The organism is uncultured Mailhella sp., from assembly GCF_944324575.1.
Lineage (GTDB): Bacteria > Desulfobacterota > Desulfovibrionia > Desulfovibrionales > Desulfovibrionaceae > Mailhella.
In genome coordinates, this window is record NZ_CALUWV010000029.1 from 19,483 (window position 1) to 27,126 (window position 7,644).

A 7,644-nucleotide genomic window follows, 5' to 3' on the forward strand; every position below is an offset into this window, starting at 1 on the left:
ATCAGGAGTGGCTTTGACGTGATGAATGAGTCAACTACCGGAATATGTTTCAACATCCAGCATTACAGTGTGCATGATGGGGCCGGAATACGCACGACAGTTTTTGTCAAGGGGTGTCCGCTTCGTTGTGCGTGGTGTTCCAACCCGGAATCTCAAAAATTTGAAGCTGAACTCGCTTTTAATAAGAAGTTGTGCATTCACTGCGGAACCTGTGCTTCGCGCAGTAGATCCGGTGTCGTCAGCATGGGAGACAAAAAAGAAGTTCTGTTTCATCCCGAAAAACAGGTGCCGGAAGATCTTGCTCTTTCCGAATGTTGTCCGAGCCAGGCGCTGTTTTGCTATGGGAAAAAATATTCTGTTGAAGAAGTCATGCAAAATGTTCTTCAGGAGTCCATTTTTTATGCATATTCTTCAGGAGGCCTAACGGTATCCGGCGGGGAGCCGCTTTGTCGTCCGTTGTTTACACGTTCGCTGCTATCCGAGGCTCGGAGGCACAGGCTGAAAACGGCTGTCGAAACTTGCGGCTGTTACGAGCTTAATGACAGACTCGATATTTTTGCATTGTTGGATGAACTTTATTTCGATATTAAGGTCATGGATGCCGAAATGCATCGTCGGATGACCGGGGCAGGGAATAAGCAAATTCTTGCCAACATAAAAGCCATCAGAAGAGCATTCCCAGCATTGAGCATCACCATACGCACTCCGGTTGTTCCTGGCGTCAACGATAATATTGAGGCCGTTTCGCAGATAGCACGTTTTGTCAGAGACGAGATACCTGGGGCAGAGTATGAGCTTTTAAAGTTTCATAGGTTCGGAGAGGCTAAGTACCGTTATCTCGGACGACGATATCTCTATAACGAGACCAAATCCGATGACGTGCTTTTTTCTGAACTGACAAGTCTATCAAGAGAAATTTTAACTAAAGAAAAATGTAAATATTATGATATCACAAAGCATAGCTTCGCAGAAGATTAATATTCGCAAGATGAATTTTACCATAAGAACATTCGTTTAGTATACCGTGTGCTTTAAATTTATGAATAAGACGTATCATGCTCGGTTTGCTTATTCTTAGTAATTTAGCAATATTATTTTGATTCAGAGGGTAATTGAATATTTCTACTTCATAGTATGTATATAAAGAAAGAAGAAAATTGGCAAATCTTTTACTGAAATTTCCTATATTAAGAATGCGAACTACTTCTTCAAGGCTTAAATATTTTATACATATACCTTGAATAATTCTATTAAATATTTCATTGTTGTTTTTTATAATATCTAGATTTAAAAAATTAATATCAAATTCAAAATATTCAACATCAGTCATGCATATATGACAGCAGTTGTTTATAGATGGAATGAAGTAATCCATTTCATTGAAAAGTGTTTTTGGGCCTAAAAATAAATTAATATCTTCATCCTTGTTATTAAGATAGAAAGATAGAAGTCCACTTTTAAGATAAACAAGAGGTTTTGTTCCACTGCTCCAGCTCAAATTGCTCCCTGCTTTTGCGGTTACACGTTTTCCATAAATGAGAAAAGGTTCAAAAAAAGAAGAGAGTTCGAGAAGGATTCCCAACGGAGGCAGCTTAAGTTCCATCTTTTTGTTGTTTTCAAAGCAGGGGATTGTCCCGATCAGTTTGTTTATAGCGGCCATTCTCCGTCTCCTGTAGGGTTTTGAGAAGAATGACACTCTTTCGTCTTGTCATCAAGATGCATGTTCCGCGAAGAATCTAGGTGCTTCGCGGAACATTTTCAGAGGGTCAATCGACTATGGAAACAGCGAACGTATCGGCTGTAACGGTTTGAGGATCAATGCCTCCCTGGGTTACCGTGTCAAGTTTTTCAATCTGCTCAATGTCCTCAATGGAGAGACTGAAGTCGAAAACGTCCATGTTTGCCTTGAGATGCTCCAGGTTGAGAGTTTTAATGTTGGCGGAGATCCCGGATTGTATCATCCACCGCAAGACGATTTGCGAGGGAGTTTTTCCGTATTTTGTTCCGATTTCGAGAAGCGTACTGTTAACATGTATGCTGGCGACCTTTTTGTCGGCATCAGGAACAAAGGCTCCATAGGTTCGAACCCCTCCGAGAGGAGACCAGGCCTGAGTGATGATGCCGTGTGATTGATGATACGCTCTGAGTATTCGCTGACTGTAGAAAGGGTGCAGCTCAACCTGATTCACAGCCGGAACTATACCCGACTCATTGATCAGTATGTCGAGATTTCTGCTGTTGAAGTTGCAGACTCCAATAGCCCGTACTCTGCCTTCTGACAGAATTTTCGACATGGCTTTCCATGTTTCCAGAGTTTTTTGGAAATCCTCCGGAACGGGATAATGGATAAGGTAAAGATCTATGTACTCAGTTTTCAACTTTTTCAGACTGCTTGCGAAAGCCAGAAAGGTGTTGTCGTAGCCGAACTGTGTAGGCCATATTTTTGTTGTAATAAAGAATTCCGAGCGGTCGATGCCGCTCTGAGTTACGGCGGCTCCTACACAGCGTTCATTGTTATAGGCTGCTGCGGTGTCTAAGAGTCTATAGCCGCAAGCAATGGCATTGTGCACGGCCTGTGTTGTCTTTTCTTCGGGAATAAGAAAAACTCCAAATCCGAGAATAGGCATGGAAATACCGTTGTTGAGGCATACACTTTGACTACTCATCCAGTTCTCCGTTTGTTATGAGATGCGGTAAGAAAAAATTTTTCCATCATGATGGCAATGTTCTTATTTTATTCTTGAAGATTATTCGAAGGGCAATACTCAATTGATTGGTATTTTTTATTTTTTTATTTTCTGCATCAGGTTTTACCGCGTCTGAAGAAAATCAACAGTGCAGACGTTCTTTGAGCTAAAGATAATAGTCTGAAATTTTATATTATTATAAGAAGACATAGGCGGCAGCCCTAGAGCTACTTTGGTTGCCAACCATGCTGTGGGCTTTTTTCATGCAATAAAAAGCCCGTATGTCGGAAGTGAAACGGCATACGGGCTTTTGCTGCTGGAGAAGGGAAGAATTACTTTTCTTCGTCCGGCTGAACGGTGTTGGGATGGCAGGGACGGCAGCCCTGGAATTCAGGATGTTCCAGGCTCATCCTGCGATGGCAGCCAAAGCAGGAACGCATGGATTCCCTGCTGTGGAAGGCCATGAAGCGGCTTTCAGTCTCGTTGCTTCTGCCCTGAATGGTATGGCAGCCCTCGGTGGAACTGCACGACGCATATGGAGACTTTTCCTGCGAGGGGCTGTAGTGGCAGATGGCACAGCGGGGCTTGTGATGGCAGGTATCGCAGGGAACGTCGCTGTGAGAGGTGTGGTTGAAAGTGACCGCCATGCGTGGAGAAATCTCGCCGCCGAGCACGATGGGGTTCTTCGGATACTTGAGATTGGCCTTGAAGTCCTGGGCCTGTGCCGGGGCACACCAGGCGAGGGAGATGAGAAGGGTAAGGATAAAAAGCGGTTTCATGCGCAGTCTCCCGGTAGATGGGGAAAAATGCCCGGAGGCAGTGGCTAGAATTGGTTCCAGAAGGAGGGCTTGAGAGGTATCAGACCCTTCTGCGCGGCAACCATGTCCAGGTGCATCATGCCGAGTGCCATGGCGTCCATGTCGGGCGTGCCGTCGCACTCTCTGAGATCCACGACGGGACAGTAGCTTTTGCACGCGGTGCACCAGTCGATGCGTTCTCCTCTGCTGTTCCTGCTTTCCCGAAGAAACTCCATGACGCCGGAACCTTCCTTGCCGCAGGAAGGACAGGCCCCGCGCCTGAAGTGCCAGTCGGTGCCGCAGAGCGAGCAGTGCATATGTTTTTTGCCTCCGCCTCCGGCCAGAAAGGCGTTCTTCTCGTCGAAAACGCGCTTGTCCAGATAGCCGATGGAGGGAAAGGAGCCGCATACGGGACAGAATCCCTGCATCCACGAGGCGGGACGTTCGTCCCAAGGAGCGTCACAGGTGGCGGCCAGCGTGCGCAGCACGGGGCCGAGAACCGTTTCCAGCGCGAAAAGGAGCACGGCGGGCGGAATGTTTGACTGCGTTGCCGCATCGACAAGCGCCGCATCATGTCCGGTGAGAAGCGTGTCGGCAGCGCGCAGACAGAGGGCTTCGTCGGTAAAGAAAGCCGCCAGAGACGTTTCGTGTTCGGCCATGCCGGGCAACCTGCCCAGAAGCGGTACGAGCACGTCTGCGGATTCCCGCAAAAGAGGGAAAAGTCCGTTCAGGGAGACGCCTGCAAGAAGAGGCGCGCCTTGCCGGGCCCGCTCCGGCTGCCAGGAAGGCAGCTCGAAGCCGCTTTTCTCCAGCAGAGGAGCAAGTTTTTCCGGCAGAGCCGCGCGGGCCTCAAGAAGAGGCTCAAACGCGTTCAGCATGGGCGCAAGCACGGGCCTGCGCGCAATGATGCCGGCAAGGGTTTCTGAAACGGTCTGACGGGATTCGGCCATGATGACTCCTGAAAGTCTGGAGGCGGCGACGCCGCCCATGAGATGCAAGGTTGTGGAGGTTGCCGCTCACGAGTTCATGCCGGAGCGGCAGTGCTGAGACGCTCCGGCCCACGGCTGATTTTAGCCGAAGCTGGCAAACTCGTGATAATATTTGGGTTCTTCCGCCAGAAGATAGAAGACGCTGACATCTTCCGTATCCACGAGGCGGGCTTTGGGATAGCGCTCCTTGATACGGTCCAGACGCTTCCTGCCTTCTGCCAGAACTTCTTCGCGCTCGCCGAAGAACATGGCTCCCGTGGGGCAGGTTTTCACGCACATGGGCTGAAGTCCTGCGGAAACGCGGTCTATGCACATGTCGCACTTTGTCAGCATCTTGGTCTTTTCGTTGTACCGGGGAATGTTGTACGGACAGGCCTCGATGATCGCTTTAATGTCGGCCGGAGCAAGCTGGGCGCATTTTTCCGTGACGAGCACGGCACCGGTGGCCTTGTCCTGAATCATGGAACCGGGAACGGCCAGATTGGCGAGATCCACGCAGATGGGGGTCAGGCAGTGGCGGCACTGGTCGGGGAAGAAGTTCCACACCACATTGCCCGCATCGTCGAGATGCTCGTGGAAGCGGACGATTTTAAGGTTGTAGGGATTGAGATCCGGGGGATTCTGATGGGAGCCCCGCTGCTTGGTGACGTTGGCGGGCAGGTTGTGCCACTCCTTGCATGCCAGCTGGCAGCCGCGGCAGGCCGTGCACCTTGTTGTGTCTATAAGAAATGCTTTAGGCATCGCGTACTCCTTGAGGGGCGCGCCGCGAAGGCGCGCCCCGCCTGAATCAGGCTATTTCGGTCAGCTTGTCGGCTTTGCGGATGTTCACACAGCAGGCCTTGGTTTCAGGAATGGTGGTGTTGGGATCATAGGCGGTCACGGTGAGGCGGTTCGTGGAATCGCCGCAGCCGGGAGTGGTCCAGCCGTAGGCAAAGGGCATGCCTATGAGATGAACCGTCTTGCCCATGATGGTGAAGGGCCGCAGCCTTATGGTGACCATGGCTATGGCTTCCACCTGTCCGCGGGCGCTTTCAATGATGACGCCGTCACCGTTCTTGATACCCTTTTCCCTGGCGAGTTCCTGGCTCATTTCCACATAGAGCTGAGGCTCGGCCTCAAGCAGGTTGGGCACGTTGCGGGTTTCACCGCCGCCGCACCAGTGTTCCGTCATGCTGTAGGTGGTAAGCACGATGGGGTAGCGCGGGTCGGCCGGAGCCGCAAACTTGTCGAACTCGCTTTCATGGAACTTGAAGCAGGGCGAGGTCAGCTGACTGGAGAAGGGATGCGCGGCCACAGGCGACTCGGCGGGCTCGTAATGCTCGGGGAAGGGGCCGTCAAGACGTCCCGGTCCGAAGAGCTGACCCGCACCGTCGGTGTTCATGATGAAGGGCAGACGCCCGTTCTTTTCATCGGCCATGGGCGGCCACGGACCGTCGGGCACATCGCCCACCCATGCGCCGTCCTTCCACTCGATGACCGCCTTGTCGGGATTCCAGGGCTTGCCCTGAAGGTCCACGGACGCGCGGTTGTAGAGAATGCGGCGGTTGATGGGCCAGCACCACGACCAGTTGGGGTAGATGCCGATTTTTGCCTGCATCTCCGTCTGACTGGGATCGCGACGCTTGGACTTGTTGCCTTCCTCTTCCGTCCAGCTGCCCGTATACAGCCAGTTGAGCGAAGAAGTGGAACCGTCGGCCTGAAGGTTGCCGAAGGCAGGCACGAGCTGTCCGCGCTTGTAGGTCTTGCCGTTGACGACGGTGTCCTTCCAGAAGAAGCCGTTGATACGCTTCGCCCAGTCGGCAGCATCGAACTTGTCCGCCCAGTTGAGATTGAGAAGAGGATCGGGGAAGACGCCGCCTTCCTTCCGGTACAGTTCTCTTATGGTGTTGATGAACGGCACGTAGATGTCGCCGAAGCAGCGGGCTTCACCCGCGGGTTCCACGGCCTTGTCGAACCACTGCAGCCAGCGTCCGCTGTTGCTGATGGTTCCTTCCTTTTCCACACGGTGCGCGGAGGGCAGCAGGAAGACTTCCGTCTTCTTGGTGGACGGATCCACGCCCGGGCGGTGCCAGTTGTCCGAGGTTTCGGAGTTATGCAGTTCCGCCACCACCAGCCAGTCCAGATGATCCAGAGCGGCACGCATCTTGTTGGTGTTGGGGAAGCTGTTCATGGGGTTCACGCCGAAAATGAAGCCGCCGCGCATCTTGTCGCTGAGCATGCGGTCCATGGCGTACATATAGGAATAATCCTCGCCATCCTCGCACTTGGGCAGCCAGCCATAGCAGAAATCGTTTTCTGCCGTGGCGGCGTCGCCGAACCAGCCCTTGAGCAGGCTGGTCACGTACTTGGGACGGTTGCTCCACCAGTTGGCGCTGTTGGCGATGTGCGTGACGGGAGTGTTGGCCTTGTTGTATTCCTCCAGAGTCTGCCACTGCGCCAGAGGCGTGTTATGGTAGCCCGGCAGGTTGTGGTACAGCAGGGCATGGTCCGTGGAGCCCTGCACGTTGGGTTCGCCGCGCAGGGCGTTGATGCCGCCGCCGGCCACGCCGATGTTGCCGAGCAGAAGCTGGATGATGGCCGAGGCACGGATGTTCTGCACGCCCACCGTGTGCTGAGTCCAGCCGATGGCATACAGAATGGTGCCGGCCTTGTCCGGCTTTCCAGTGGCGCAGAAGATCTTGTAGACCTTCATGAGGTTTTCTTCGGACACGCCCGTAATCTTGGAGACGTTCTCCAGAGTGTAGCGGGAGTAGTGTCTTGCCATGACGTTGAATACGCAGCGTTCGTCCTTGAGCGTGAAGTCGCGCACGGGTGCTCCCTGCTCGTCGCGCTTGAAGGCCCAGGAAGAACGGTCGTATACCCTCTTTTTGGCGTCATAGCCGCTGAAGAGACCGTCGTTGAAGTCATACGAATCGGCCAGTACATAGGTCGCGTTGGTGTAGTTCACCACATAGTCCTTGAACCAGCTTCCCGACTCGATGATGTAGTTGATCATGCCTCCGAGGAAGGCAATGTCCGTACCGGAGCGGATCGGCACATGGAAATCGCACCGTGCCGACGTGCGGGAGAACTTGGGGTCGACATGCATGACGGCCGCCCCGGCGTCCTTGGCCCGCATGATCCACTTGAAGGATACGGGATGATGTTCTGCAGCATTGCTGCCCATAATCA

7 protein-coding genes are annotated in these 7,644 nt (G+C 52.6%); 1 reads left to right on the plus strand and 6 read right to left on the minus strand.

Annotated features, from left to right (window positions below; translation table 11 throughout):
* The first annotated feature begins 21 nt into the window (after positions 1 to 21).
* Complete coding sequence (locus Q0J81_RS05330) at positions 22 to 978, plus strand: glycyl-radical enzyme activating protein (protein WP_294446434.1); 957 nt, start codon at positions 22 to 24, stop codon at positions 976 to 978.
* Here the strand turns inward: Q0J81_RS05330 and Q0J81_RS05335 are convergent.
* The 6 genes from Q0J81_RS05335 to fdnG form a co-directional block, all read right to left on the minus strand.
* Positions 950 to 1,660 (minus strand): Crp/Fnr family transcriptional regulator, encoded by a 711-nt coding sequence (locus tag Q0J81_RS05335; protein WP_294446427.1) that lies wholly within the window; start codon positions 1,658 to 1,660, stop codon positions 950 to 952. The two genes, Q0J81_RS05330 and Q0J81_RS05335, sit on opposite strands and share 29 nt — an antisense overlap.
* Before the next feature lie 106 nt (positions 1,661 to 1,766).
* A complete protein-coding gene (locus tag Q0J81_RS05340) occupies positions 1,767 to 2,666 on the minus strand; it encodes an aldo/keto reductase (RefSeq protein ID WP_294446428.1) in 900 nt (299 codons plus the stop codon).
* 353 nt (positions 2,667 to 3,019) lie between these two features.
* A complete protein-coding gene (locus Q0J81_RS05345) occupies positions 3,020 to 3,466 on the minus strand; it encodes a cytochrome c3 family protein (RefSeq protein ID WP_294446429.1) in 447 nt (148 codons plus the stop codon).
* 44 nt (positions 3,467 to 3,510) lie between these two features.
* Positions 3,511 to 4,434: a formate dehydrogenase accessory protein FdhE gene (locus Q0J81_RS05350; protein WP_294446430.1), complete on the minus strand. Its 924-nt coding sequence runs from the start codon at positions 4,432 to 4,434 to the stop codon at positions 3,511 to 3,513.
* 120 nt (positions 4,435 to 4,554) lie between these two features.
* On the minus strand, positions 4,555 to 5,214 hold the full coding sequence (locus tag Q0J81_RS05355; RefSeq protein WP_294446431.1) for a 4Fe-4S dicluster domain-containing protein: 660 nt from the start codon (positions 5,212 to 5,214) through the stop codon (positions 4,555 to 4,557).
* 46 nt (positions 5,215 to 5,260) lie between these two features.
* On the minus strand, positions 5,261 to 7,644 hold a 2,384-nt coding region (fdnG, locus tag Q0J81_RS05360), incomplete at its 5' end, for a formate dehydrogenase-N subunit alpha (RefSeq protein WP_294446432.1).

Coding starts and splice junctions, on each gene's coding strand:
- Q0J81_RS05330 (WP_294446434.1), top strand. CDS start 22: ATGAATGAGTCAACTACCGGAATATGTTTCAACATCCAGCATTACAGT.
- Q0J81_RS05335 (WP_294446427.1), bottom strand. CDS start 1,660: ATGGCCGCTATAAACAAACTGATCGGGACAATCCCCTGCTTTGAAAAC.
- Q0J81_RS05340 (WP_294446428.1), bottom strand. CDS start 2,666: ATGAGTAGTCAAAGTGTATGCCTCAACAACGGTATTTCCATGCCTATT.
- Q0J81_RS05345 (WP_294446429.1), bottom strand. CDS start 3,466: ATGAAACCGCTTTTTATCCTTACCCTTCTCATCTCCCTCGCCTGGTGT.
- Q0J81_RS05350 (WP_294446430.1), bottom strand. CDS start 4,434: ATGGCCGAATCCCGTCAGACCGTTTCAGAAACCCTTGCCGGCATCATT.
- Q0J81_RS05355 (WP_294446431.1), bottom strand. CDS start 5,214: ATGCCTAAAGCATTTCTTATAGACACAACAAGGTGCACGGCCTGCCGC.